At 52.1% G+C, this 24,105-nt stretch carries 21 protein-coding genes; 7 read left to right on the top strand and 14 right to left on the bottom strand.

What is annotated here, in order from left to right:
• The first annotated feature begins 8 nt into the window (after nt 1-8).
• The 4 genes from bchG (K4305_RS01790) (at nt 9) to K4305_RS01775 (ending at nt 5,617) form a co-directional block, all read left to right on the top strand.
• Nucleotides 9-1,034 carry a (bacterio)chlorophyll synthase gene (bchG, locus tag K4305_RS01790; protein ID WP_331560623.1) on the top strand — a complete coding sequence of 342 codons (1,026 nt, stop codon included), beginning with the start codon at nt 9-11 and terminating at the stop codon, nt 1,032-1,034.
• Nucleotides 1,035-1,208: 174 nt separating this feature from the next.
• Nucleotides 1,209-4,313, top strand: a complete 3,105-nt coding sequence (locus K4305_RS01785; protein ID WP_331560622.1) for a PAS domain-containing sensor histidine kinase — start codon at nt 1,209-1,211, stop codon at nt 4,311-4,313.
• Nucleotides 4,270-5,088 carry a response regulator transcription factor gene (locus K4305_RS01780; RefSeq protein WP_331560621.1) on the top strand — a complete coding sequence of 273 codons (819 nt, stop codon included), beginning with the start codon at nt 4,270-4,272 and terminating at the stop codon, nt 5,086-5,088. Before K4305_RS01785 ends, K4305_RS01780 begins: the two co-directional genes overlap by 44 nt.
• Nucleotides 5,089-5,389: 301 nt before the next feature.
• Nucleotides 5,390-5,617, top strand: a complete 228-nt coding sequence (locus tag K4305_RS01775) for a hypothetical protein (RefSeq protein WP_331560620.1) — start codon at nt 5,390-5,392, stop codon at nt 5,615-5,617.
• 142 nt (nt 5,618-5,759) lie between these two features.
• Here the strand turns inward: K4305_RS01775 and K4305_RS01770 are convergent, their stop codons facing one another.
• Nucleotides 5,760-6,437 (bottom strand): 2Fe-2S iron-sulfur cluster-binding protein, encoded by a 678-nt coding sequence (locus tag K4305_RS01770; protein ID WP_331560619.1) that lies wholly within the window; start codon nt 6,435-6,437, stop codon nt 5,760-5,762.
• A gap of 864 nt (nt 6,438-7,301) precedes the next feature.
• Between K4305_RS01770 and K4305_RS01765 the strand changes: the two genes are divergently transcribed.
• The 3 genes from K4305_RS01765 to K4305_RS01755 all read left to right on the top strand — a co-directional run bounded on the left by K4305_RS01765 (nt 7,302) and on the right by K4305_RS01755 (nt 9,527).
• The gene (locus tag K4305_RS01765; RefSeq protein WP_331560618.1) at nt 7,302-7,925 is read left to right on the top strand and encodes a hypothetical protein; all 624 of its coding nucleotides are present in this window, start codon (nt 7,302-7,304) and stop codon (nt 7,923-7,925) included.
• A 164-nt stretch (nt 7,926-8,089) separates the two neighbouring features.
• Nucleotides 8,090-8,380 (top strand): hypothetical protein, encoded by a 291-nt coding sequence (locus K4305_RS01760; RefSeq protein WP_331560617.1) that lies wholly within the window; start codon nt 8,090-8,092, stop codon nt 8,378-8,380.
• A gap of 418 nt (nt 8,381-8,798) precedes the next feature.
• Nucleotides 8,799-9,527, top strand: coding sequence for a response regulator transcription factor (locus tag K4305_RS01755; protein WP_331560616.1), 729 nt, complete (start codon nt 8,799-8,801; stop codon nt 9,525-9,527).
• A gap of 254 nt (nt 9,528-9,781) precedes the next feature.
• On the opposite strand, the gene K4305_RS01750 is transcribed toward K4305_RS01755, so the two are convergent.
• The 13 genes from K4305_RS01750 to K4305_RS01690 all read right to left on the bottom strand — a co-directional run bounded on the left by K4305_RS01750 (nt 9,782) and on the right by K4305_RS01690 (nt 24,046).
• Nucleotides 9,782-10,732: a WD40 repeat domain-containing protein gene (locus K4305_RS01750; RefSeq protein WP_331560615.1), complete on the bottom strand. Its 951-nt coding sequence runs from the start codon at nt 10,730-10,732 to the stop codon at nt 9,782-9,784.
• Nucleotides 10,733-10,962: 230 nt separating this feature from the next.
• Nucleotides 10,963-12,141: a glycosyltransferase gene (locus K4305_RS01745; protein ID WP_331560614.1), complete on the bottom strand. Its 1,179-nt coding sequence runs from the start codon at nt 12,139-12,141 to the stop codon at nt 10,963-10,965.
• Between the two features lie 58 nt (nt 12,142-12,199).
• Nucleotides 12,200-13,078, bottom strand: a complete 879-nt coding sequence (gene hisG / locus K4305_RS01740) for an ATP phosphoribosyltransferase (RefSeq protein ID WP_331560613.1) — start codon at nt 13,076-13,078, stop codon at nt 12,200-12,202.
• Between the two features lie 28 nt (nt 13,079-13,106).
• A complete protein-coding gene (locus K4305_RS01735; RefSeq protein ID WP_331560612.1) occupies nt 13,107-13,856 on the bottom strand; it encodes a UDP-2,3-diacylglucosamine diphosphatase in 750 nt (249 codons plus the stop codon).
• Nucleotides 13,857-13,859: 3 nt separating this feature from the next.
• Nucleotides 13,860-14,573: a diacylglycerol/polyprenol kinase family protein gene (locus K4305_RS01730; protein WP_331560611.1), complete on the bottom strand. Its 714-nt coding sequence runs from the start codon at nt 14,571-14,573 to the stop codon at nt 13,860-13,862.
• A gap of 106 nt (nt 14,574-14,679) precedes the next feature.
• A complete protein-coding gene (gene bchG, locus K4305_RS01725) occupies nt 14,680-15,681 on the bottom strand; it encodes a (bacterio)chlorophyll synthase (protein ID WP_331560610.1) in 1,002 nt (333 codons plus the stop codon).
• A 102-nt stretch (nt 15,682-15,783) separates the two neighbouring features.
• A complete protein-coding gene (miaB, locus tag K4305_RS01720) occupies nt 15,784-17,115 on the bottom strand; it encodes a tRNA (N6-isopentenyl adenosine(37)-C2)-methylthiotransferase MiaB (protein ID WP_331560609.1) in 1,332 nt (443 codons plus the stop codon).
• Nucleotides 17,116-17,149: 34 nt separating this feature from the next.
• Nucleotides 17,150-17,761, bottom strand: a complete 612-nt coding sequence (locus tag K4305_RS01715) for an iron-sulfur cluster assembly scaffold protein (protein ID WP_331560608.1) — start codon at nt 17,759-17,761, stop codon at nt 17,150-17,152.
• On the bottom strand, nt 17,745-18,941 hold the full coding sequence (locus K4305_RS01710) for a cysteine desulfurase family protein (RefSeq protein WP_331560607.1): 1,197 nt from the start codon (nt 18,939-18,941) through the stop codon (nt 17,745-17,747). The genes K4305_RS01715 and K4305_RS01710 overlap by 17 nt, the downstream gene beginning before the upstream one ends.
• 66 nt (nt 18,942-19,007) lie before the next feature.
• Nucleotides 19,008-19,937, bottom strand: coding sequence for a cysteine synthase A (cysK, locus tag K4305_RS01705; protein ID WP_331560606.1), 930 nt, complete (start codon nt 19,935-19,937; stop codon nt 19,008-19,010).
• Nucleotides 19,938-19,969: 32 nt separating this feature from the next.
• Nucleotides 19,970-20,674 carry an SDR family NAD(P)-dependent oxidoreductase gene (locus tag K4305_RS01700; protein WP_331560605.1) on the bottom strand — a complete coding sequence of 235 codons (705 nt, stop codon included), beginning with the start codon at nt 20,672-20,674 and terminating at the stop codon, nt 19,970-19,972.
• Nucleotides 20,675-20,835: 161 nt separating this feature from the next.
• Nucleotides 20,836-21,762: a helix-turn-helix domain-containing protein gene (locus tag K4305_RS01695; protein WP_331560604.1), complete on the bottom strand. Its 927-nt coding sequence runs from the start codon at nt 21,760-21,762 to the stop codon at nt 20,836-20,838.
• A 214-nt stretch (nt 21,763-21,976) separates the two neighbouring features.
• A complete protein-coding gene (locus K4305_RS01690) occupies nt 21,977-24,046 on the bottom strand; it encodes a tetratricopeptide repeat protein (RefSeq protein WP_331560603.1) in 2,070 nt (689 codons plus the stop codon).
• Between the last annotated feature and the right edge of the window lie 59 nt (nt 24,047-24,105).

Here is a 24,105-nt window from a genome sequence, read left to right as displayed (position 1 = left end):
CAGTACTCATGGAAACAACAGCAAAGTCAATTCCGGTCAGACCGATCGGGTTTATCGGTAAAATCAAAGCCCATATCGAACTCCTCGATCCGGTGACCTGGATCAGTGTCTCTCCCTGCCTTGCCGGAGGCGTGATGGCATCCGGCGCCATGCAGTCGAGCCTGCACGACTATCTGCTGCTATTTGCGCTTTTTCTGATCTACGGGCCGCTCGGAACGGGTTTCAGCCAGTCGGTCAACGACTATTACGATCTCGAACTCGATCGGGTAAACGAACCCACCCGGCCTATCCCTTCAGGACGGCTGACCAAACAGGAGGCATTATGGAACTGGGGTATCGTACTTGCCATAGCCATAATGCTGGGAGCATTGATCAGTCTGCATGTCGGCGGCCAGCGGGGCTGGATCATATTTCTCTGCCTCTTCAGCGGCCTTTCGCTCGGGTATATCTATTCGGCCCCTCCGCTCAAACTGAAAAAGAACATTCTTCTTTCGGCGCCGGCTGTCGGCATCTCCTACGGCGTCATAACCTGGATATCGGCCAATGCCTTTTTCAGTGAAATACGACCCGAGGCGCTATGGATGGCCGGTCTGAACTTCTTCATGGCAACCGCTCTCATCATCATGAACGATTTCAAATCACGGGAAGGCGATGCGAAAGAGGGGATGAAATCGCTCGCCGTGATGATCGGCCCGAAAAACACGTTTCTTGTCGCATTCCTCATCATCGATATGGTGTTTACCGTATTCGCCTTGCTCGCATGGAGCTGGGGATTTCATATACTGTTGTATATACTGCTGTTGGCGCTGGCCATCAATATCGTTGTCCAGATACAGCTGCTGCGTGACCCGAAAAGCAGCATATCCTTTATGAAAGGCACCGTCGAAGACGGATTCGGCAATGCCATCGGCAAAAGCGAAATTCACGAACATAATGCGTTCCTTCGTTTTCAGGTGGTCAACAATATCCTGTTCCTCGTCAACCAGTTTATCGCGGCAGGGCTGATCGGCATGAAATACATGCATGCCTACTGATTCCAATTGTAATGCATTCAATCACTCATGAATCCGGCATCATGCCGCGATGGCATGGAAAGACGGGAATAAATATATCCTTGAATACCCGAGGGGTTCATGTCGTAAGCCCCCCTGCTGCGGAACAAGCAATGGTCAGTTGCCTCGGGTGCTGAACCGATCTTCTCAAAGGCAATGCGCACGAAACACACTCATTCCGGAAGCAATGCAACTGAAACCGAAATCGGGGCATTGCTGGAATCCTTTCCGGAGGCAGTCCTGCTCATGGATCCGCAGGGCACGATACTCAATACCAATAATATATTCGCCAGACGATTGAACCTGTCGGCATCCGAATGTATTGGTGAAAATTATTATGAACTGATTTCAAGCGTGCTGCAGATGCCGGAACTTGCCGCCAGCCGTAAAGAAAAGGCGGAGTACGTTCTCAGTTCAGGAAAACAGATTACATTCGAAGACAGGCAGGGTGGCCGTTTCTGGAAAACCGCCATCAACCCTGTACTTTCGCCGGACTGCATCGTCACGAGTCTTTTCGTCAGCATCCAGGATGTAACCCGTCAAAAGCATGTCGAAGAGGAGCTTGAAAAAGAACGGGCGCTGAAAACCGCCCTGCTTGAGGCCATGCCGGGCTGCGCCATCATTCTGAATGCGGAAGGACAGCTCATTGTCTGGAACCGGTATGCCCACGACATCATCTTCGGCAAAACCGACGCCTCAACTGAAAGCGTCGATCCCATAGAGACAATCTGCGCCGATCATATTTTTCCCGTTAAAAAGAAGTTCCTGAACATCCTCAACTCCGGCGCCGAGGACAGCAGCGAAGTTAAAATCTGCCCCCCGGGAAGCAACGCTCCACTCTGGCTCGCAACCAGAGGAAGAAGGGTCATCATCGACGGAAAACCCTGTGTCGTTGCTGTCGGCGTTGATATCAGCAAGCAGAAACAGCTTGAAGAGGATCTCATCGAGAGCAAGATGCGCTTCAGCTATGCACTTGATGCCTCTCATTCAGGAATCTGGGAGTGGAACGTCGAAACAGACCGCCTCACCTGGTCGGATCAGGTATGGGCGTTGTACGGATTGCAGGTCGACAGTCTGCCTCTGAACCATCAGCTCTGTGTGGATACAATCCACCCGGAAGACAGGCAGATGGCCTCCTGGATCATAAAGAATGCCATCAATAACCAAAACCCGGCATCCGTAGAATACCGGGTCTGCCATCCGGATGGATCCATCCACTGGCTTACTTCCCGCGGGATGCCCCTGCATAACGAAGAGGGCAAGGTGATCCGTTATATCGGTACCATCATCGACATCACCGAACGCAAGCAGATTGAGCTTGAGCTTCTGGAAAACAGAAGCCGGCTCAGCCAGGCGCTCGAAGCCGCACGCGCAGGAGTCTGGGAGTGGGATCTGAAAACCGGCGAAAATATATGGTCGGATGAGATCTGGCCATTATACGGAATCAAAAAACATACAGACGCACCGTCTTTCGATCTGTGGTGCAGCACGATTCATCCAGACGATCGTGAGATGGCCATCAGAAACGTAACCTTTGCCGCTGAACATCATACCGAACTGAGTGTCGAATATCGCACTGCTCATCCGGACGGATCAATACACTGGCTGATGTCACGAGGGAAACCCGTTCAGGAGGAAAACGGAAAGATCAACCGCTATATAGGAACGATTATCGATGTAACCGAAAGCAAACAGATCGAAATCGCGCTCAGCGACAGCAAAACAAGACTCAACCAGGCACTCGACGCAACAAATGCCGGCATATGGGAATGGAATGTCAAGGCAGATAACGTATTCTGGTCTGATCGGGTCTGGAAGCTCTACGGACTTGAACCGGACAGCATGAAGTCCTCCCATAAGCTCTGCGAAACCAATCTGCACCCCGAAGACCGGGACGTAACCTTCCAGAAGGTCATGGACGCAGCGCTACGGGAAGTGGAAATCAATGTCGAATACCGGGTGATCCACAAGGACAGCTCCACCCACTGGCTCATGTGCCGGGGAATGCCCCTGCGCGAGAATGACGGAGATGTATCCTGTTATATCGGCACCGTGATCGACATCACGGAAAGGAAAAATACCGACCTCGCCCTTGCCGAAAGCGAATCGAAATTCCGGAGCATTTTCGACCATGCGCCTGTAGGGATAGGAATCTGGGACCTTAAGGAAGGCGCTCTTATCAATGTCAATGCAACCTGGCTGAAGCTCTTCGGTTTTACAATCCAGGAAGCCAGGGAACATCCTGTCACGGATCACACCCTGTATGTTGACAGGGAAGAATGGAAACAGATCGTTTCGGTGCTCAAAAGCCATGGCCACCTCCTGAACAGATCTGTGCAGCTCAGAAAAAAATCCGGGGAAGTTCTCAACGTCCTCTATTCCGCGGAATTCATCAACCTGGAAGACCACTCGATCCTGCTCGTCATGATGACGGACGTCACGCTGCAGGAGCTCCAGCAGCAGAGCATCAATCATCTCGAAAAGGCCGTCGCAGAACGTACGGAACAGTTACAACTCGAAATCGAACGGCTTGAACGGTTCATAAGCATGGTTTCTCACGAGTACCGCACACCGCTGGCGATCATCCGGGGAAATCTGGATCTGATCGAAATCAAGCATCAGAGCGGTAACAGGCTGATCAAAACCGAAATCAACAAGATACATCGCGCCATCGACCGGCTCGTCGAAGTCATGGAAGTTTCCATGCACGAAAGCCGTATGATCGAAACACAGGAAATATCGGATAAAACTCATGTTGCGATCGCCCCGCTCATTTACTCGCAGATAGCATCGTTCAAGAACATGTGGCCGGATGTGGACATCCGTTTCTCGGAACGCCTTGACGAGAGCAGGATACTCGGGGAGCCGTCGCAGCTGAAGCTGGCTATATACAACCTGGTCGATAATGCACGGAAATATTCGACACCTTACACCCCCATCGCGGTAAATTGCAGGAAGGAAGCCGATGAGGTAATCATCTCGATCCGCAACCGGGGAAAAACGATCTCCAGGGAGGAAAGCGAAACGCTCTTCAACAAGTACCAGCGTGGCAGAAACTCCATGAACACCAGCGGAGCCGGTCTCGGGTTATGGCTGGTAAAAAAAATCATCGAACAGCATAACGGAAAGGTCTCGCTCAGAGGATTCCCGTCCGGCGTAGAAGCAACCGTGCGCCTCCCGGTTGCCGACGGTGCCGGCTGGAGCACGAGTCTCGGCAATGAACAGGAAACTGTCGACCATTCCCGAGACATCGCCGGGTAATGGGTATATTGACAAATCGTTCACAACCATAACAATTCATGCTGCCGCAATGCCGGACAATCAAATCATCATTGTCGAAGACGATCAGGATTTCCGCGAGAGCATTATAGAGTATCTTGCGCTTGCGGGGTTTGATGTTACGGGAGTCGCATCGGCTCTGGAATTCTATCAGAAAATAGCGCAGAATCGTTTTCTCATAGTAATTCTCGATATATCGCTGCCGGATCAGGACGGTCTTGTCCTTGCCGAATACGTCCGCAAAAACACCGACATGCGCATTATCATGCTGACTGCCCAATCATCCCAGAAAAGCAAGATCATCGCTTATGAATCCGGTGCGGATCTCTACCTGACCAAACCGGTCGATTTTCCTGAATTGTCGGCATCGATCACCAGTATTCTGGGACGTCTCGGCAACTCGCACGCCGGTGAGCACGAAACGGAAAAAATCGAAACCGCGGCCAACCGGGAAATCAAGCCCTGGGAGCTCTCCAGAAAAGAGTTGGCGCTTTTCACGCCTGAAGGGGAAAAGATCATTCTGACGCCAAAGGAATTCGATTTGGTGGAAAAACTGGCCTCCTGCCCAAGGAAAGTGGTTGAACGGGAAGTACTTCTGCAAACTCTCGATTATGAAAATACCGCATCGGGCAATCGTTCGCTCGACGCGCTGGTACATCGCATGAGACGTAAAAAAGGAAACGGCGATAACTACATACCCGTCAAAACCTCACATGGCGCCGGATACTGTTTTTCCGCGCCGATCGTCTTCATATAAGCCGGTTGCCTGGCGCCCCGGCATTAATCCTGATGCCTGCAAATCAGGGAGTAATTCATTCCTTTCCTTCCTGCTTCTTTCCGTCACTCATCACCGCTTCCCCACTGTTCGTCTTTTCATGTCATCGTTGCATGGTACTGAAAACAAACCCGATCCCGAGACAAATACGATGTAAGATTTATAATAATCGCAATAATTCTCTCGTCAATCCGTATGTAAATGGCGCGATATTGGATTTTTTTCAAAAAAATCATAACCTTTATAAGAATAGAGTACTTCTTATAACCAAAACATATCAACAATGGCAAACGAACCGGTAAATCAGGCAGCATCAGGAGTCAACAACCTTGCTGATGCCGCAGGAAAAATGAGTCAGATGTCGGTGGACATCGTCACCAACATGATGACATCTTCTGTTGACGCATTCCGGACAGTAAACAAAATTTCTGTCGATCTCACGGTAAATGCCATCAATTCCCTGAATCAGGTTCTGCAGGGCATCTCGTCGGCAATTGCCCCTGAAAAGTAACAGTGTCAAACAAATACCCCGCAGCAGAGCTACGGGGTATTTGTTCATGTTTGAGATTACCTTCACGAAGCAAAGCTTCGAGGAATATACCCCATAGCGATTTAACAGGAAACACCGCCGACTTTAATGTGGTGTTTCCTGTTCAGGTGAGCGTATTACGCGGTATATACCTGATGGGAACCGGCTTTTGAGCGTTTTTTCGCGTAGTCTCCTGTAAAAAAGGAATTTTAACCGGCAACTGAAATGGCAGGGGCAACTGGATTTGAGACGGCAGCTGAACAGGCAGCTTGCTGACGATGCCCATTACCTGCTCCTTGAACGGCAGATACTCCGGCAGTGTTTCAACAGCAAGACCTATCAATCCGTCAACCGACTCCTTCAGGTCTTCAAGTTCATTCTCGTTGACAATCTCTCCCGTCACGATTCGGCTCATAATGTTGCCGATACCCGGAATAACCTGTCTGGCAAAATTACTCCCCATTTCAGCGCCATAACTGAACAATGGCATCGGATTGGATAAAAACATCCTGCGGACTTCCTCCGGACGGGAAAGAATCCTGATCGTCCCCTCTTTTGCGATGACCGCCCGGCAGGCCATACGACCACCAAGCCGAATCTGGTGAGGAGAGAGAAAGGTTTTTTCAACGTCGTTTAGAGGAGAAAGACATTCAGAACCTTCCAGAACGATAACAAAACAGGTCTGACAAACCCCGTGTCCACCGCATACATAGCCGACATGGCTGTGATTGATCCGTGCCGCCTTCAAAAGAGTCTGGCCGACAGAGGAAACGCACGTTTTATCATTGATGATGACATTCATTGTCGTGAAGTTTTGCCGTGTTGCCTTATGACGCTGCCCGATTGAACGCGGGCAGAACTTATGAAAGTTAAGAATATTGCATACATCTCACAAATCTTACAGGCACGCGCTTTCACTGAGCTCATTCATGCACACGACGTGATGTTAACGCAACAAAATCATCCCGGCCATCCACAACATGCATGGTCACGCTCCGTTGCTGTCGTTCCGCAGTATAGCCTCACAGACAGCGCGACATGAGGACCCGTCGTTTCAGGGAGGCTCCATCAAATGAATGTATCACTCGGGCAGTCAGAATGATACCATGCTGAAATACTGCGCTTATCAGGGTTATGGGCATTTTCACATCGGATATCATTAAATATTTATCATTTTTATAATATTCTTTATTAATTTTCCGCATATCTTATAATAATCTCATATCCATTCACCGTGTGCCGGTTATGAAGGCAACTGCCACTGCCGGTTACTGATCGCTGTTCGATAAGGATTTCCAAACCGGTACCTGTCAGGGTCGGCAATTTTACACGCACGAGACTTTCAGCCGAAAGGCCGAGATCAACTGAAGTATTATTAAGGCGCTCCTTCTTTATACCGGAGAGCTTCAGAATGCCGCCCGTACAATATCAGCAGACTTTCCGGCTGATTCTGATCCGAAAGGAACATCTTTCTGTCAACAGATCGGGCGTTTCAGTCACACAAGTAAAGTGCACCTCTATGTATTGTCGTGAGAAGCACGAGGGCAAGGCGGACGGAGCGGAGAAACCGGAGTGTACACACAGTACATGAGGATTTCGAGCACCGCCCAACACAGCAATAGGGATTCGGAACAAATAAATAGAGGTGCCCTAAAAAGGAGTAAACATGATATTTCAGGAAAGCATGGTAATCCCTTCCCTTTATACACGGGAGGATCAGATGCTCATTGAACGCTGGATGCGGTCAGTTCCTGCATATCCTGAAAGGGATGACCTTGCGGATGCCAACAGGGTCGCGGAAATTGCTCTCTATTCCGTTCAATGCCGGCTCCCTCAGGGTTTGTCGATCAAGGAGGATGGATCTGCGACCCTCGGGCGAAAAACCTGGCAGAACCCTGTCGGCTTGAGAAACAAACTCGTTTTTCCGATCCATCTTCTGGAAGTTGACCGGGACGATTCACAGCTTGATATTAAATGCCCTGAAGCCTGCTACGCTACGCTTCTGCCCGGCTACAACGCATATGTTATCACAATCTCGCAGGATTCCGCAGAATCATATGGATATTTCGATGTGGCCATAAGCTGTTTTCAGGCTGTTGACGAAAAGAACAGCATAGCTGCTGATGCCTCGCTGATTTTGAGAGAATGGTGGCAATTTCAGCACAAGGAATTACGTAAGTCGCACTGGAACAGATTGTTAAAACAAGGCCTGATTGATGCCGGGTCGGCATTGCGGTTACGCAATGAAGTCTGGAGCGCCGTAGAAAACGCCGATGGCATTCTGTCCTGATCTTGTTCAGTGTGTCTCAACCCGATTACGGGAGATGACTGTTCCTGACAGGCATCAGCATTGAAATAACCGGCAGAATCGAGATGACTTCCAGGGAATCATTCCCGGTTCAGAGCGTTGTGCTCAAATTTACAATAATTATAATCCGATAAAGGAAAATTGCCATGCTTCAGAATCCTTTAGCCTCGGCGGCTGCCGCTTTAGGCATCGCAGGTGGAGCCGCGTTGCTTGCCCCGGTTGCCGCCCCGACGCTGCACGGCCTGGCAGGAATTGCCGTAGTCGGGTTCGGCGTCTATGCGTCCGGATCGACACTCGTCAATGCAAAAAATTTCCTTGGTGAAACCGCCTCGGGAATCCTTGCCGATGGCACGAATGCCGCAGGACTCATCAAGGATGCCTTGCTATCCAAACCCAAGCCGGGAAACCCGGTCAAGGAGATTCCATTCAAATGGTAAACGCACCGATGGCTGCGACAGAAAAGGCCCGCGTGCGTGCATCGCGAAATCGATGTGCGCGCAAGATCGTATTGCCATAACGTAAAGGATTCCTTTTCTTTGCCGTAACCTGATCTCCCTTGCTCAAACTCTCAGTTCCTGCGATACCGTCATTCATCCCGGCAGCTTGAAAAGCTGTCGGTAACCAGGCGCGATAGTATACCTGCCAGGATAATAATCAGAAGCGCTGAACGAAAGCGGTACGCACAAGGATAATTCATCGGGCATCCTGCGGTGCCGCGCCTGCCTGCGGCTGCAGAAATCGGACGTAACGAAATCACGAAAGAGACAAGGATGAAATCTGTCCCTTTCCCGATAATGCGGAGTAAAAAAACTATATTGGTAATAATTTTATAACGTTAACCAAGTATCTGCTTTCATGGCGGACAACAAACGCATCATCATTGTAGAAGACGACCGGGATTTTCGTGAAAGCATTATGGAGTATCTTGCACTTGCAGGTTTTGAAGTGACAGGAGTCTCTTCGGCGCTGGAGTTCTATCTGAATATCGCCGAAGAGCAATATCTTCTGGTTATTCTCGATATCTCCCTGCCGGATCAGGATGGCCTTGTGCTTGCCGAATACGTCCGCAAAAATACCGACATGCGCATTATCATGCTGACTGCGCAATCATCCCAGAAAAGCAAAGTCACCGCCTATGAATCCGGTGCCGATCTCTACCTGACAAAACCGGTCGATTTTCCGGAATTGTCGGCCTCCATAGCCAGCATTCTCGGACGCCTTAATGCGGGCACGGTCAACAGAATCGGGCAGGAGAAAAACGAATCCGAGCCGGATCATGAAAAAAAGCAGTGGCAGCTTCAGCGCAACAACTGGTCGATGCTGACGCCCGAAGGGGAACTGATTCAATTGACTGCAAAAGAATTCGATCTTATCGAAAAACTCGCATCTTTTCCGAACCAGATAGTTGAACGTCAGGTTCTCCTGAAAACACTCGATTATGAAAATGATGAATTCGGCAACCGCTCTCTTGACGCGTTGATACATCGTTTACGTCGTAAAAAAAACGGTTTGAGCTGCAGAATTCCCATTAAAACCGCCCATGGATCGGGTTACTGTTTTTCTGAACCGATCATTATCATATAAAATCCCTTTATCCGGAACTCCTCCCGTGTCGATTGCAGGCAGTCAAACCGTAAAAAAAACATCCCGGAGGGAACCTCTGAAGAGGTCATTACGCAACCATACTGCCGCGTTGGCTCGATAAGTCGGGACTCCGTCCGGCCTTGTGCTCTGATCGCTCAACATACGTTGCAGGGATTCCCTTCTGTAAAAGGAAAAAGCCCGGTAATTGGCTGAAACATTACCGGGCTTTTTCAATGAAACGAAGCCTGCGCAGGTTACTTGATGCCCCATAGCTTGATCTTGAAGTCGTCGCTTCCGCTGGCTATAACCCGACCGTCAGGAGAGATATCCACAGACTGAACCTCGTGAGTGTGCCCCCGGTATGTGTGCAGAAGAGTGCCGGATCTGACATCCCAGAGCCTGACCGATTCATCGTTTGCGGCACTTGCCAACAGAGTGCCTTCGGGATTGAAGCAGAGGCTGCGCACACCGTCTTCGTGGCCTTCGAGCACTTTGAGTATCCCGCCTGTCGATGCATCGAGAATCTTCACCCTGGCGTCGCGTCCGCAGAGCGCTATCAGACTGTCGTCCGGGCTGAAAGACACGTAATGGGAAAGGGTATCGCCGGTTTTGTAGTTGGCAATGTTTTTACCGGTTTCCACGTCCCAGATTTTCACGACCGGTTCTTCTCCGCAGCTGACGATTTTTTTACCGTCATGGCTGTAAGCCACGCACTCGATATAGGATTTGTGCCCGGTCACGGTTTTAAGTTCCTTTCCGGACTCGACGTCCCAGAACTTCAGGGTTGTATCGCGCGAACAGCTTGCAAGCGTTCTGCCGTCCGGGCTGAATGCGATCATACGAACCTCGGTATCGTGTCCCTTGCAGACATGGAGGCATGTTCCGGTGGCAACGTCCCAGATTCTCACCGTGCTGTCGATACTGCCGCTTGCGACTTTATCTCCATTGGGGCTGTAATCGACGCACTTGACCCAGGTCGTATGGCCAGCCATCGTATGCAGAGCCTGACCCCGTTCGACATCCCACAGCATAACTTTTTCGTCAAAGCTCCCGCTTACCAGTTTTTTACCGTCGGGACTGAACCTCACGCCAAGCACCCGATCCTCGTGGCCCTTGAGAGTCTTGATCAGTGCCTCGTCTTCCCTGACCTGGGGACGTTTGAGCTCGACTTCCTTTTTACCGAATATCTTTGATAGAAACCCCATGATGATCGATTCTGTTTTAAAATGAATTATGACGAGTTGTTTAATTTAAGAAAAAAAATAACCTTCCCCGAAGAAGAGGTGAGGGATATGGGAAGAGTGAGGTGTGAGAAAAATGGGACTTATAGGACATATAGGACGTATGAAAGGCTTCAAGAATCCTTTACGGGAAGTTCTATAGGTTTCATTCGTCCCATATGTCCCATTACCCATTACCCACTCCCCATTCCCCATTACCCATTGAAACGATAAGTTCTTCCCTTCCATTGGGGGCCTTTTCCGAAGCGTGCGATTGCGAAAGAGTTGAGCGCTATGGCTGCAAGAACGAGCTGCGAAAAAGGGTGCAGGATTGCGTAAGCGACCGGCTGGCGAAACCGCAGTGCAATGAGCAGCCTGCAGATAATTGCAAGAACGGCCTGAAAGAGCGGCATGAAAAAGAGGGGCAGAGAGAACTCGGCCTGAAGGAGAGCCGCCGCAAGAAAACCGTATGGAAAAACATGGAATGCCAGCGTGAGGGCAACGAGGGCAAACAGGCCCGCAGTGTGGTAGCCGAGACCGGCAAAGAGGTTTTTTGAAAAACCCCGGATGATGTCGCCGGGCGTACGGTACATCCTGCAACTTACTGCGTCGATACCGTTGAAAACCGCAACGTTGCAGCCGGCCTGCTTGACGGCCTTGCATAGCCATACATCCTCGACGATGTCCGCCCTGACGGCGCCATGCCCGCCGATCCTGCGGTAAGCGCCGCGTCGAAACAGCATGAACTGCCCGATAGCCGAGCAGAACGCGGTTTTGGAGGAAGTGCGCACCAGCCGGAGCGGCAGATAGCACATAAGTATAAAGTACACCAGCGGAATGACGAGCTTTTCCCAGAAACCCTGCATTTCCTGGTACGGAGTAAGGGTCAGCATGTCCGCGCCGCTCTGACGCAGCGCCTCGACAGCGCGGCGAAGGGCATCGGGTTCATGAAGGGTATCGGCATCGGTAAACAGCAGCAGTTCGCCCTCGGCGATGTCGCCGAGCTGCTGGCATGCCCAGGCCTTTCCATGCCACCCTTCCGGAAGCGGCTTTCCCTGAACGACGCGCAATCGCGCACCTGCAGATGCCTCACCTGCAGATGCCTCTATGCGACGCAGAATGTCGAGGGTTGCATCCGAAGAACCGTCATCGAGCACGATCAACTCATAAGACGGGTAGTTCTGTCCAAGCAGAGACTGAACACAGGCTTCGATGCCGGCCTCTTCGTTTCGGGCAGGAACGAGAATGGACACCTTCGGCAGGAACGAGGAATCTCCGGAAAGGTCGGGCAGACGGGAAAGCTCGAACAGGTTGAAAAGCAGAATGCCGGCAAATACCAGCAACGAAAACAGCACGATAATCTGATAGGCAAGAAGCGGCATGGTGGGTATCATAAACACAAGGCCGCCATTATACAATTGCGGCCCTGTTATCAATTGGATCGAAAAAACCTCAGTCGATCAGCTTGTTGATGTCGTACTCGAAAATGCCCTCGGCACCGGCGCGCTTCAGCTCGGGAATGAGCTTGCGAACGATCTTTTCGGTAACGATCACTTCGAGCGCAACCCACCCTTCGTCGGTAAGATGCGATACCGTGGGCTGACGAAGTGCGGGAATGATGGAAAGAATGGTGTCGAGCGAACCTTTCGGGGCATTCATCTTGAGGCCGACCTTGCCCTGGGCGTTGATGGCGCCCTGAAGCAGCATGGCCATATTCTCGATCTTTTCCCTCTTCCACGGATCGTTCCATGACGCTTTGTTGGCGATAAGCTTGGTGTTGGATTCGAGAATGGTATCGACTATCCTGAGCTTGTTGGCCCTGAGAGACGATCCGGTTTCGGTAACCTCGACGATAGCATCGGCAAGATCGGGCGGTTTGACTTCGGTAGCACCCCAGCTGAACTCGACCGAAGCGTTCACGCCGTGTCGGGCGAGATACTTTTTGGTGATATTGACCACTTCCGTCGCAATATGCCTGCCTTCGAGATCCCTGACCGACTGAACCGGCGAGTTTTCCGGTACGGCCAGCACCCAGCGGACGGGACGCATGGACGCTTTTGAATAAACCAGATCGGCAACCTCGACCACATCGGCATCGGTTTCGATGATCCAGTCCTTGCCGGTCAGACCCACGTCGAACGCGCCGAGTTCGACATAGTGAGCCATCTCCTGAGCCCGAATCAGGATTGCTTCAAGTTCATCGTCATCTATGGACGGAAAATAAGAACGGCTCTGGACGGAAAAATGAAAGCCGGCATGGGCGAAAAGATCGAGAGTCGAATCCTGCAGACTGCCTTTCGGCAAACCAAGCTTAAGAACGGAATTGCTCATATCGGAAATAACGGTTGTTGAAAAAAAATCAGAGTTCCTTCAGGAGGAACTCATCGTGACTGAACACGCCATAGGGGTATCGGCCGTCGATCCAGGTACCGAGATTGACGTACCTGCATGCGCCGTTCCTGAGCTGGTGCACTCCCTCGACATGATTGTGTCCGCATACAAAATAATCAAATTCTTGTTCCGCGGCTATGGATTCGGCAAAATTTAACAGTCTGTTCGACTCCCTGGGAATATCGACTGGTTTGTGATGACGACTCAGGTAAGAGAGTTTTTTCATCAGGGCGACGCCAAGATCGGCATGGAATGCCGTGAACAGTCCGAGATTGAACCGGTTTCTGACAAGGCGGGCAAACGCCTTGTACCCGACGTCGCCCTGGCCGAGCCCGTCGCCGTGCGCAAAAAGAAAGGTGCGGCCTGCATATTCGAAACTGTTTAGTCCGTAAAGCGTCGCTTTCAGACCCAGCTCGCGTTCGAAAAATTCGCCGAGATAAAAATCATGGTTGCCGGCCACATAGACGATATCGACTCCGCTGGCGGCAAGATCGCCGAGAAGACAGAAAAGCCGTGTAAACCCTTTGGGAATGACGTGACGGAACTCCATCCAGTAATCGAGAATATCGCCAAGCATGTAAAGCGCCCGACCATCCTCCCTGATCAATGCGAAAAGCAGTTCGAGTTTTTCCAGCTTCAGCCGCTCCTCGCCTTCTACCTGAAGTCCGAAGTGAATATCGCTGATGAAGTAAATGCTTTCCCGTTCCCGTTGTGCCATCCATCAGAGAAGCTGCGCCGACAGAATCACTGCGGCGGGAATGGTAAGGTTATCGACCTCTTTGGGGCTCATTCCCTCGACAATAGTGGCAATGAGGGCTATTATCAGGATTTTTCCCGCATCGAAGGCTTCGGGCACAACGAACCATACGAAAAAGAGGCCTGCCGCAACGCTTCCGGCAAGGAAAGCGAGACTGCCCTCGACGCTCTTGTCGCTGAGAATCCGGTACTTCATTTTTCCGTACCGGGTGCCGATCACCGGAGCGAGGCCGTCGCCCCAGCCCAGCACGGCCATGGCCAGAACGCCTTCGAAGGTCTTGTAATAGAGCGTGCCGCAAAGCATGGCGACCAGTACGAAATAGAGCGTGCCCTTGAGCAGTTCACGCTTGTCGCCTGTACGGGTCATGGTTTTCACTGCCTGGTCGTCGTCAGCAGCAAAAAGACCTTTCTGGACGAGCAGAACGGTCCAGACGGCAAACACCGTGATGTTCAGATATTGCGACCAGTCTCCGTCAACGAACAGCGGAAGAAAAACGATGACCGAACCCGCGCAGATATGAGTGATTTTCCTGCTGATATCCCTCGGCAGACCGTGGTTGGTTACCAGGTAGTCCATAAGCGGAGGTACGCTGAATACATAGACGAACGTCAGCAGGGTAACCAGCACGTTATGCCAGAGAGGGGAAAGGGAAAAGAAGGTGGTTTCAGACATGAGCATGGCACATCAGTGATTAGAGGTTATGAAATACGTCTCACTGGAGCGGAAAAACAATAAAAAAACCCAGACATACCGGAAGCCTGACGGTTCTCCCGGCGAGCGGACATTACATGTATTTCGAGCCTATCATGCCGGCCACTATCAGGTTGTTGAGAAGAAAAAGGATATTGTTCGCGACCTGATAGCGGAGGAACGCGTTGTGTTCCTGCACTTCGCTCTTGCCGATGGCATTGCCGAACCCGTCTTCGACGGTGCCTTTCATAAAGGATATACTGCTTTTCGGGTCACGCAGCAGCTGTATCTGGATGACGATGTTCAATACCAGGCCGATCAGCACCAGAATGACCGCGACCGTGAAACCCCAGCTCCAGGCAAGCCAGGCAAGCACGGCGAATACCAGATCGATGATGGTGAACGAGACGAGAAACGTGTTCCTCGATCCGATCATGACCGCCAGCGATTTCAGGCCGCCCTCCTTGTCACCCTCGACAGACTTGAAGTCGTTGAGAATGATGAGCGCTATGGCCATGAAGAAATTCAGTCCGGCAAGCCAGATAACTTCTGGCCGGATTTCGCTGAACAGCGCATTGGCCGAAAGAAAAGTGACAAAGCTGTAGGAAAACCCTACAGCAGGCGCTGAGGTAATGATGTTCTTCTTGAGTTTCAGCGGCGGAGCAGAGTAGATATAGGCAACGAAAAGAGCGGTCAGAATGGAGACGATGATCACCGTACCTCGCACACCGCCGATATACAGACCGAGAAAAACCCCCAGACCTATGGCGAGCAGCAGCACGACGATACTGTTCCAGAGCGCTTCGTTCACGCTCAGGCGTCCGGAAGGTATAGGGCGCGTCGGTTCGTTGACCCGGTCGAGCTCAAGATCGAAATAATCGTTGACAGACTGGCTGAAACCGGTACCGAGCGGACCGTAGAGCAGAAATATGGAGGCAAGCAGCAGGTAGTCGTGAAGGGTGGCCTGCATGGCACCCGATGCCATTACCCCTCCGGCAAGACAGGGAAAAACACTGATCCAGGTTACCGGATCGAGCAGCTCGAGGTGGGCTCTGAGTTTATCGGTAAATCCGGGTCGTCGAACGGCAACTGACATTATGCGGGTGCGTTAAAAAATGCTTTCGATTAAATTTTAATTTACGAATCGCTGTAAAGATAAAAAAACCTGCCGAATGCGGATAAGCTTTTTCGAAAGCATTCAGTAATTCGGCAGCGCGTCGCCTCTGAGCGTTGCCGAAGAGAAACCCGTGATCTTCACCCTGACAAGATCCCCCGGATTCTGCCGGCCGCGATCGAACACCACGACCCGGTTCGTTTCCGTCCTGCCCATGAGCTGCAGTGAAGAACGACGGCTTTCCGTTTCGGCAAGCACCTCGACAACCGTGCCGACCGCTTCGCCGAACAGTTCCGAGGAAATGGCGTTCTGCAGATCGATGATCTCCTGAAGCCTTCTTTTCTTGACATCTTCGGGAACATCGTCATGCATGCTGCGGGCCGCAAGCGTCCCGGGACGAACCGAGTAGTAGAACATGAATGCGGAATCGAACCGGATATCGCGCATCAGTTCAAGCGTTTTCCGATGGTCGTCATCGGTTTCGCCGCAAAATCCGGCTATAAGGTCGGTTGAAAACGATATCCCGGGAATCATGTTTCGTATCATGTCGATCCTGTCCCGGTACTCCTCGATGGTATGGCCGCGGTTCATCCTGCCGAGCATGCGGGTCGATCCTGACTGTACCGGCAGGTGTATATGATTGCAGATGTTTGGCCTTGTCGCCATGGTTTCTGCAAGCGAACGCGACATATCTTTCGGATGAGAGGTCGTAAAGCGTATTCGAATGCCGGGAGCTTCGCGACTGACCGCATCGAGCAGCATGGCAAAATCCGTTCCGGCAGCCGGATCGCAGTAGGAGTTGACGTTCTGGCCGAGCAGCGTTATTTCACGGCATCCGCTTTCGGAGAGTGCGCGCACCTCATTGAGCACCGCCCCTGAGGGATGGCTGCGTTCGCGGCCTCTTGTGAAGGGCACCACGCAGAAGGCGCACATATTGTTGCAACCGCGCATGACCGGAACGAAAGCAGAAAGCGAACCGGTCCTGGAGGGCTCGACCCCGACGTACGTTTCTGAAGTATCGAAATCGAGTCGCGAGACCCGTCGGCAGCCTGATGCCGCTTCGGCGATAAGAGATGGCAGTGCCCGGTAGGTGTCCGGACCGGCAAGAAAATCGAGCAGCGGAAAATCATCGAAAAGCGCTTCGCGCCGGTACTGCGGAATACATCCCGAAAGACCTACAAGCAGATCGGGGTATCTCTTCTTCACCCCCTTCAGGTGCTGGAGATAATGCGCAATGCGCTCGACGGCATTCTCACGCACTGCGCAGGTATTGAGCAGTATTATGCCTGCCTCTTCTTCCGATGCCGCAGCCTGGTAACCTTCGTTTCGGAGCAGCGTCGTGATAATATCGCTGTCTGCCTGGTTCATCTGGCAGCCGAAGGTGTGGATATGGAACTTCGCCGGATCTCTTTTCAAAGGGAAAACCTCCCGCAGCCTGACTTGATTTCGATCAAACCCCGAAATGAATATGCTTGAACTTTTCAAGCAGTGATTCGGCCTCATCCTTGCACTGTCCGCAGACCGTACCGATTTTCGTATGCTCCTGCAGTTCAAAATAGGTGCGGGCCCCTTCCAGTACGGCTTCCTCGATATCGTGATCTGTAATGCTCATGCACTGGCATACGGTCTTCGCCTGCTCCTGCCTGACCCTGTCATCCATACCGTTGCGGACATAGTAATTGTTTATGGCCGACCTGAGCGCCTTGTCGCCGAGCACCGAACAGTGAATCTTGTTATCCGGCAGTCCGCCAAGCTCTTTGGCGACATCCTTCGGAGAGATCTGGAATGCCTGGTCGAGCGTCATGCCCTTCACCATTTCGGAAAGTATGGAGGTGCTGGCGATGGCGCTGGCGCAACCGTAGGTCTTCCACTGACAGTCTGTAATGACCTCGCTCTCTTTATCCACCTTGATGACGACCATCATCTGGTCGCCGCACTGCAGGTTGCCTTCCATGCCGACGCCGTCGAATTCATCGGTATTTTCGCCCTGCATGATATTTTTCGGGCTCATGAAATGCTCTTTCAGTTTCTCGCTGTATGCCCACTCACCTGCTTGCAGCATGCGCTCCTCCTTTAATGTATGCCGTTGACATGTTTCTGATTCGTGTTATTGTTCTCGGCAGAACGTCAAGCATATACTCGACCTCCTGCATGGTACTGCCCCTTCCGAGACTGATTCTGATAGAGCCGTGAGCGCGCTCGGCATCCACGCCGGTCGCGAGCAGCACGTGTGAAGGATCGAGCGAGCCGGAAGCGCACGCAGATCCGGTAGAGACCGCTATACCTTCGAGATCGAGATAGAGCAGGATGGCCTCTCCTTCGGCCCCGGGAAACGATACGTTCAGCGTGTTCGAGAGCGAATCGAGCGGGTGACCGTTGAAATGGATATCGTCGATCCGCTCTTCGATGCCTTTCTTCAGCGCGGACTTCATTGCCGCAAAACGCAGATCTTCCCCCTCCATTTCCTGCCCACGCATCTCCACAGCTTTGCCAAGCCCGAGAATGCCGAGCGTGTTCTCTGTGCCGGCTCTTCTCCCACGCTCCTGATGCCCGCCGCGGATTAACGGACAATAGGGAGTGCCTTTTTTCACATAGAGCGCCCCGACACCTTTAGGGCCGTAAATTTTGTGAGCGGAAATGGTGAGAAAATCGACGCCGAGCAGGTTCACGTCTACCGGAACCTTGCCGACCGCCTGTACGGCATCGGTGTGCATCAGCGCTCCGCTCTCGTGCGCCATTTTTGCTATGGTCTGAATATCCTGCAACGTGCCGATTTCGTTGTTTGCCATCATTACCGAAACAAGACCGACATCGTCGCCAAGCATCTCTTCAAGCTGATCGAGATCTGCTTTTCCGTAGCGGTCGACATCGAGGTATTTCACCCGGGCGCCCCTGTGAGCGAGGCACTCCGAGGTTTCGAGCACACAGGGATGCTCTATTTTTGTCGTGATGATGGTGCTTCGCATCCTGGTGCCGGGAATGCACATGTTCGATGCACAGACAAACAGGGAAAGTACTGTATTGTTGGCTTCGGATCCGCTGCCTACAAAAACGACCTCATCCTGGGTCGCGCCAATGAACCCGGCGACCTTTCCGCGGGCATCCTCTACGTTGGCCCTTGCCTCGCGCCCCCAGGCGTGCATGCTCGAAGGGTTGCCGAACATCTCCATTGCTTCGGCCATCTCTTTTTTCACTTCCGGATGCAACGGAGTGGTGGCATTATGATCAAAATAGACCTTCATGGCAGCAGTAATACTTCATGTTTTGAAATTGAAACTCTTCAGTTAATCGCGTAAATATAACAAGATTCACGGCAGCTCATCGAAAAGCCAGGTGGAAAGATATCGTTCCCCGCTGTCAGGAAGAAGCACAACGATGGTTTTTCCTTCCATTTCTTCACGCATGGCTACGCCTACAGCCGCATGCAGCGCCGCACCGGAAGATATGCCGCACAGAATCCCCTCATGCCTTGCAAGATTTCTGGACATTTCGCCGGCAGCCTGATGCGTCACGGTAATCACTTCGTCTATTATCGAGCGATTGAGAATATCCGGAACGAAACCCGCACCTATACCCTGAATTTTATGCGGTCCTGGCTGACCTCCCGACAGTACGGGTGAATCGACCGGTTCGACCGCAATGATCCGGACTTCGGGTTTGCGCTGCTTGAGCGCTTCTCCTACGCCGGTTATCGTTCCACCCGTACCGACGCCGCCAACGAACACATCCACCATGCCGTCGGTGTGTTCCCAGATTTCAATGGCAGTCGTGGCGCGATGTACCGCAGGGTTGGAAGGATTGCGGAACTGCTGCAGAATAAGGCTGCCCGGAATCGAAGCGGCAAGCCGCTCCGCTTCGGCAATCGCAAGCTTCATTCCGCCCGATCCGTCCGTCAGAACCAGCTCGGCACCGAGAATCTGCATGAGGCGGCGCCGTTCGATACTCATGGTCTCGGGCATGACAAGCATGAGACGATATCCTTTGGCTGCGCAGGCAAAAGCAAGCCCGATACCGGTATTGCCGCTTGTCGGCTCGATGAGCGTCGTACCCGGCCCTATACGTCCCGCTCTTTCGGCATCCTCGAGCATGGCTACCGCTATGCGATCCTTGACGCTCGACATCGGGTTGAATGACTCTATCTTCAGAAGCACCTCTGCGCGGCATCCTTCACACAGACGCCGCAGACGCACAAGAGGAGTATTTCCGACCGTCTGCAGGATGCTGTCGTATATTCTCATTATCGGCCTTGTTTTATTAATTATTTCAATAGTCAGCAGCGACCGTATACCGGAACAGCCGCTCCGTGCAGCGCCCGGGAAGCGTCGGATGCAAGAAACACAATAACATCCGCCAGAGCATCGGGAGCAACCCAGGTCGAAAAATCCGAATCCGGCATATCCCTGCGGTTCTGCGGCGTATCGACGATGCTCGGCAAGACGCAATTCACATTGATGCCGTAATGCTTGTTCTCTTCTGAAAGGGTCTCGGTAAGACGGATTACCGTTGCTTTCGACGCGCAATAGGCGCCCATCAGGGCCTTTCCTGAAAGCGCAGATCTTGCCCCGACCGTCACGATCTTTCCATATCCCCGCTCGCGCATGTGAGGCACCAGGGCATGACAGACATTTGAGAGCGTGGAGACGTTCAGCCGCATCATGGACTCCCACTCCTTTGACGAAATCAGATGCAGAGGCGTTCCCATTGAAAATCCCCCGGTAAGCGCAACAAACGCATCGATCCGCCCGAAAGTCCTCAGAACATCCTCAACCATCAGATCCGCCGATTCCTGCGATGCAAGATCCATCTCAAGCACAAGAACCCGATCCGATCCATCGTACGTCTGCTGTAGCCCCTCTGCATGACGGTCGCAGAGAGCAAGGGAAGCTCCGGCTTCATAAAAAACCGCAGAAACCGCCCTGCCGACATTGCCTGCAGCACCCCCTACGACGACGATTCTGTCCGAAAACTTCCCCATAACACTCATTCCTGACTGTTAACCCTTCCTGCTGGTACCGTTTTTTATTACAGAAATAACGAATGATCTGCCATCTCTATTAATTCCCCAATAAAGACTTATTTTGTCCGATATTCCGGAAGCGTTCATTATCGCGCCCAAGCCGGAACGAATCACGAAAACTACTGAAATATCAGGGTTCTCTGCGTTGAAGGCGGCAGCTTTTTACCGTCAAGGTAAAGTTCGACGTAAGATGGACGCCCGATATTGATCCAGAACTTCTTTTCCGCAGTGAAACGCAGAACCTCTCCTTTACTGAACAGTCCGCCGGCATAGACCCGTGCACTGTCGTCGGCAACGACCTTTACCCATGTCTGATCCTCGATGATTCTTACCTCAAGCAACCTGCCCACCTTCGGCTTTTCAGCCTTGATGACCCTTGCTGAATCGGCTGAACGGGCGGCTTCCATGGCGACGAGCGAAGCAATCCGGCTGTTCTGCCGATCTGCGGCAGCCGAATCCCCGGAGGCAAGCGAATCGGCAGGCGGCAGAAGCGGCATGAACCCTTTATCGATAACCTGTTCGGCTACGGCGGCGGTATCGGCTTCGATCAGCGCATCTGCCGATGAACCGTCATTGACGCCGGTTACTGAGGGAGCGGAAAGAAAAAAACGGGGAATGACGAAAAGAGCTGCCAATACAAGAATCACCGTCAGTACGACCAGCAGCCGGCGCGGAGTTACGTGATCCTGCATACGCGACATGACGGAAACCGTACGTTCGTAAAAAAGGCTTTTTCCGGAATGTTCGGAAACGGCAGCGGAGACCGAAGCCTGTGATTCTTTCCTTCCGAGCAGAGCTTCGCGGAAACTATTGAAGTATTCTTCATTACCGATGCCAAGCAGAGAGGCATACTTCTTGACATACGCGAAAACATAAACACCGGGCAGAAAATCGAAATCGCCCGATTCAATTTTTTCGATGATGTCCCGGCCGATGCCGATATGCCTGCTGACCTCCTCGACAGTAACATTCTGACGTTCACGGGCATGTTTGAGTGCCGTCGCCAGCTGCTCCAATGAAAAAATGCCAGAGCCGCTCTCTTCCATGTGTTTATGGTTGAGTTAATGAGTGTCGGTTATCCTGGTTATGACGCAATAAACCGCAAATAAAAAAGATATGCCGGGAAATAAAACGGTTATTGACTATCAAAAGATAAATCTACGAAAATACCGGAGATCATGCCAGAATCAACACAAGAGTATTCGATAAACGGGACAGGTTCCATGCTGATAAAAGAATCTGCCCGATTGCCTCTCTGTATCAATCGGATCCATATGCGGAAATGAACCACCATGTCGCGTTATCGCCGCCATAGAGTCCGGAAAGCGCTGACGAGGAGGAACGCTCCCTTTCGTGAGCCAGCTTCAGGCGCCCGCGAAAGATCGCCAGTTCAGCATCTCCGAACGGCTTCCATAGAAGATATACCCTGTGACCAGGATTGAAAAGCAGATGCGTTCTGGCATCCGCCAGGCGATCGGCAGCAAAAAACCTCACCGGAGAACCGTCTTTGATGATGTCGGCATGGAGTCCGGCATGAACGATTTCACGAAAAGAGGATGTCATGGAAATCTTTTTTTCATCGGCACCGGTACGACCGGAACAGAACAGCTGAAACGGCACAGCAGGATCGGCAGCAACGATCAGATGGTCATACCTGCCGGAAACCGATCGTACCGGATCGGCCAATGCTGCTGAAAACCGCAGGTAGTCACGATCCCGCAGCAGCGGTTCAATGCCGGATCCGGAAAGAGACGCAATGCGTTTATATAAACGGCGAAGGCCGGAATCCGGATGGTAAAGAGAATCATACGGTACCGGCGTACCGGCAATACCGAACTCTCTTGTACCGATGGTCATCACCGCAAAAAACGAATCTGCGGGTACCGGCCTGATAATGAGCTGCCCGCTTTTCAGGACGCGCTGCAGCGTCTGAAGCGTTACCGGTGTCATCTGCAGCACCGATGCAGCGGAGGGATTGATCTTCTTCACCTCGCCAAGCAGCTCGAAAAGCCTGCCCCGCTTTGCCTGCAGGGCCGCTTCGGCAGGACGGTTCAACTCATAACCCCTTCCCTTTATGAAAATATCGGCTTTGCGCTGCAAGAGACCAGCAATGTCGCGCTGCAGAAGGCTCAACTCCCGTTCGAGCGATTCATGTCCCTCACCGAGATTCAGTTGATCCGAACGATCGGAAAGGCTCCGCTGCAGCGCAAGCATCTCATACTGCTGCAAGGCATCGTACAATTCGAAAATTCTTGCCTGCCGGATGAGGATCCCTGAAAGGACGCGCTCAGCATAACGTTCAAGCTGCGCCATTTCCGCGCCGGGATACCGCGGCTGGCAATTCTGATAGAGCATGAATCCCCTGCGAAGGGCATCGACCCGTTCGGAGGGGTTGAGATCGTTCTGGCTTGTGCCGAGCCGAAAAAGGGCTGCCGCTTCGGCAAACTGCATATTATTTGCAGCGAAATAATCGCCGGTCTCACGGTACGGCACAGGCTTCTGAACGACTGCGGTATTTGACTCGAAGCGAAGCAACTGCAGCAGAAAAGGATTTTTTGACCGTTCAGCAAGAGCGAGCGCGCGAAAAAGCAGATAGCTTGCGTTTCCACGGTGTTTTTCGAGCAGCTGCAGGCTGCCGGCAGCTTCACGAAGCGCCTGGATCCTTCTGGAAAAATCGCCTTCCATCGAGAGTACCTTTCCGGAGAACGAGGCGATCTGCATGGCAAGATCGTGAGCCTCCCTGCTGCCGGCCGGTCTGCTGTGCATGCTGCATGCAAGCAATCCCGAAAGCCCTCTGATTTTCGCCACCGGATCTGACTCATGCGAGACCGATTCCTCGTAGATTTCTTTGGCCCTGTCGGAATCGCCGAGTCGCAACCAAAAAGCCGCAAGAGCGAAACGCTTTTCTTCGTCGGGATTGTCGATTGCCGAAAGAGCTTCTGCCGCCCCCCTGAAATCGCCGAGTTCGGACAGCCACATGGCTTTCTCTTCGATCATGAAAGATCGAAGAGAGTCGGGCAGTAGATTTCCGGCATGCCGCTCAAGAAAACGCGTTGTTCGCATCGCCTCGTCGTAATTGCCGATCAATCCTTCCAGATGACGCTTCCTGTCGAGTTCGAGAACGGCCTGAGCGGAAAGTCCGCCTGCTGTATCGGAGGCCAATGCCTTGTCATAGAGCGCCAACGCCTTGTCGTACTCGCCGCTTCGCGCAAGGAGTCCCGCCTTTCTGTACAATTCGGGCGGATCGCCGCCCGTTTCATCCTGAATGGAACAACCCGATAACAGGATGCAAGCAAAGATCGCCGTTATTACAGGCAATAATCCCGCCATTATGGAAAAGACCTCCTCCCCTCAGAGCACACGTTTTTGAAAAAATAATGCAATCCATA

Origin of the sequence: Chlorobium sp. (genome assembly GCF_036528655.1) — a bacterium.
Taxonomy (GTDB): domain Bacteria; phylum Bacteroidota; class Chlorobiia; order Chlorobiales; family Chlorobiaceae; genus Chlorobium.
Note: the sequence above shows the minus strand (reverse complement) of the source record. Positions and strands in the feature narration are given on the sequence as shown.

What these genes read in the sequence shown, in the direction of transcription:
- bchG (WP_331560610.1), bottom strand. Translation starts at nt 15,681, where the DNA reads ATGTCAGTTGCCGTTCGACGACCCGGATTTACCGATAAACTCAGAGCC.
- K4305_RS01695 (WP_331560604.1), bottom strand. Translation starts at nt 21,762, where the DNA reads ATGGAAGAGAGCGGCTCTGGCATTTTTTCATTGGAGCAGCTGGCGACG.
- K4305_RS01785 (WP_331560622.1), top strand. Translation starts at nt 1,209, where the DNA reads ATGCGCACGAAACACACTCATTCCGGAAGCAATGCAACTGAAACCGAA.
- bchG (WP_331560623.1), top strand. Translation starts at nt 9, where the DNA reads ATGGAAACAACAGCAAAGTCAATTCCGGTCAGACCGATCGGGTTTATC.
- K4305_RS01700 (WP_331560605.1), bottom strand. Translation starts at nt 20,674, where the DNA reads ATGGGGAAGTTTTCGGACAGAATCGTCGTCGTAGGGGGTGCTGCAGGC.
- K4305_RS01730 (WP_331560611.1), bottom strand. Translation starts at nt 14,573, where the DNA reads ATGCTCATGTCTGAAACCACCTTCTTTTCCCTTTCCCCTCTCTGGCAT.
- hisG (WP_331560613.1), bottom strand. Translation starts at nt 13,078, where the DNA reads ATGAGCAATTCCGTTCTTAAGCTTGGTTTGCCGAAAGGCAGTCTGCAG.
- K4305_RS01750 (WP_331560615.1), bottom strand. Translation starts at nt 10,732, where the DNA reads ATGGGGTTTCTATCAAAGATATTCGGTAAAAAGGAAGTCGAGCTCAAA.
- K4305_RS01760 (WP_331560617.1), top strand. Translation starts at nt 8,090, where the DNA reads ATGCTTCAGAATCCTTTAGCCTCGGCGGCTGCCGCTTTAGGCATCGCA.
- K4305_RS01715 (WP_331560608.1), bottom strand. Translation starts at nt 17,761, where the DNA reads ATGCTGCAAGCAGGTGAGTGGGCATACAGCGAGAAACTGAAAGAGCAT.
- K4305_RS01755 (WP_331560616.1), top strand. Translation starts at nt 8,799, where the DNA reads ATGGCGGACAACAAACGCATCATCATTGTAGAAGACGACCGGGATTTT.
- K4305_RS01770 (WP_331560619.1), bottom strand. Translation starts at nt 6,437, where the DNA reads ATGAATGTCATCATCAATGATAAAACGTGCGTTTCCTCTGTCGGCCAG.
- K4305_RS01735 (WP_331560612.1), bottom strand. Translation starts at nt 13,856, where the DNA reads ATGGCACAACGGGAACGGGAAAGCATTTACTTCATCAGCGATATTCAC.
- K4305_RS01690 (WP_331560603.1), bottom strand. Translation starts at nt 24,046, where the DNA reads ATGGCGGGATTATTGCCTGTAATAACGGCGATCTTTGCTTGCATCCTG.
- K4305_RS01765 (WP_331560618.1), top strand. Translation starts at nt 7,302, where the DNA reads ATGATATTTCAGGAAAGCATGGTAATCCCTTCCCTTTATACACGGGAG.
- K4305_RS01780 (WP_331560621.1), top strand. Translation starts at nt 4,270, where the DNA reads ATGAACAGGAAACTGTCGACCATTCCCGAGACATCGCCGGGTAATGGG.
- K4305_RS01745 (WP_331560614.1), bottom strand. Translation starts at nt 12,141, where the DNA reads ATGATACCCACCATGCCGCTTCTTGCCTATCAGATTATCGTGCTGTTT.
- cysK (WP_331560606.1), bottom strand. Translation starts at nt 19,937, where the DNA reads ATGAGAATATACGACAGCATCCTGCAGACGGTCGGAAATACTCCTCTT.
- K4305_RS01775 (WP_331560620.1), top strand. Translation starts at nt 5,390, where the DNA reads ATGGCAAACGAACCGGTAAATCAGGCAGCATCAGGAGTCAACAACCTT.
- K4305_RS01710 (WP_331560607.1), bottom strand. Translation starts at nt 18,941, where the DNA reads ATGAAGGTCTATTTTGATCATAATGCCACCACTCCGTTGCATCCGGAA.